The organism is Saccharothrix sp. (assembly GCF_031180885.1).
Classification (GTDB): domain Bacteria; phylum Actinomycetota; class Actinomycetes; order Mycobacteriales; family Pseudonocardiaceae; genus Actinosynnema.
Genome location: NZ_JAPSLK010000125.1, coordinates 1 through 1,743 on the forward strand (window position 1 = coordinate 1; position 1,743 = coordinate 1,743).

Here is a 1,743-nt window from a genome sequence, read left to right on the forward strand (position 1 = left end):
GGCCGTGTCCCTAATGACTACCGAACGAGCTGACGGGTGACGCCTTCTAGCGACACGGCCGCACAGGTCTGATCCGCAGGCCGGCGCTCCCACTTGCTCGTTCGGACGGGTGGGGCCGGACGTGCCCGGTGGACGCCTTCCGTGTCCCTGGGCCTGTGAGTCCTCCTGATAGATCGGCGCAACCGGCGTGTCCGTGCTCCGCCCGTTCACTCGATCAGGCAGTTTGTTCGTCGTCCGAGCCCGTCCGCGCGGAGGACACCTCAGTGACCGGGAACCGTCGAGTTCTCCGTCGAGACCGGTGCCCGTGCGGATCGCTGGGATCGCGAACGGCTCAATCGGAGGTCAGGCCACAGAGCCTCGTCATTAGGGCGCCGCGCGTTCTCGTCAGGGTTCGAACGAGTGCAAACAGTCAGTGGAGGGGAAAGTTCAGAGTGAAGGTGTTCTGCGGGATCGACTGGGCCGAGGACCACCACGACGTCGCCCTGGTCGACGCCGATGGTGTCCTGATGGCCAAGCGCCGTATCGACGACTCGGCCAACGGCTTCGCCGAGCTGCTGGCGATGCTCGCCGACGCCGGTGACGTCGCAACCGACCCTATCCCGGTGGCGATCGAGACCCCGCGCGGCCTGCTGGTCGCCAGCCTGCGACAGACCGGGCGACGGGTCTACTCGATCAACCCGATGGCAGTAGCCCGCTACCGCGAACGACACAGCGTCTCGCGCAAGAAATCCGACCACGTCGACGCCATGACCTTGGCGAACATCCTGCGCACCGACGCCCACGTCCACCGGCCGCTGCCCGCCGACAGCGAGCTCGCCCAGGCCGTCGCGGTGCTGTCCCGCGCAACCCAGGACGCCATCTGGCGGCGATCCCGCGCCACGCAGGAACTCCGGGCCGCGCTTCGTGAGTACTACCCTGGGTTCCTTGCCGCTTTCGCCAAGGGCGGCGCCACCAACCTCGCCAGTCCCGAAGCGCGCATGGTCCTGGCGCTGGCACCAACACCCGCCGCCGCCACGAAGATCACCAAGGCGCGTATCGCCGCGGCCCTGCGTCGCGCCGGTCGCCAGCGCGGCATCGACGCCCTGGCCGCGCAGCTCCTCAACGACCTTCGCAAGCCGCAGCTGCGGCAACCGTCGCTGGTCGAAGAGGCGTTCGGCCACCAGGCGCTCGCGCTGCTGGCCACCCTCAACGCCGAGTGCGCCAGCGTGGACCAGCTCACCGAGTCCACCACGTCGGCGTTCCAACAGCACCCTGACTACGCGATCATCACCAGCTTCCCAGGCCTGGCCGACCTGTCCGGTGCCCGCGTGCTGGGCGAGATCGGCGACGACCGCGCACGTTTCACCGATGCCCGCTCGCTCAAGGCATACGCCGGATCGGCTCCCGTCACCCGGGCCTCCGGCCGCAGCATCTCCATCACCCGCCGTACCGTCAAGAACGACCGCCTCAACGCCACCGGATTCGTCTGGGCCTTCGCCAGTATCGGCCGAGCCGGCGCACCACGCGATCACTACCAACGCCGCCGGGCACACGGCGACCGGCACGCCGCCGCCCTGCGGCACCTGTTCAACCGCTTCCTCGGACAGCTTTACCACTGCCTCCAGACCGGCCAGGCCTACGACCCGATCAAGGCATTCGACGCCCAGCTCGACACCCCAGCCGGGGCTGCGGCTTGACAGTTAGCGAGATCGGAGGTCTATCAGCGGTCCGGCGATGCCACCGGGTCCGGTGACACCACCCCCC

At 68.7% G+C, this 1,743-nt stretch carries 1 protein-coding gene; it reads left to right on the plus strand.

Going from position 1 to position 1,743, the window contains the following annotated elements:
- Positions 1 to 431: 431 nt before the first annotated feature.
- The gene (locus tag RIN75_RS43960; RefSeq protein WP_309118051.1) at positions 432 to 1,676 is read left to right on the plus strand and encodes an IS110 family transposase; all 1,245 of its coding nucleotides are present in this window, start codon (positions 432 to 434) and stop codon (positions 1,674 to 1,676) included.
- Positions 1,677 to 1,743 lie beyond the last annotated feature (67 nt).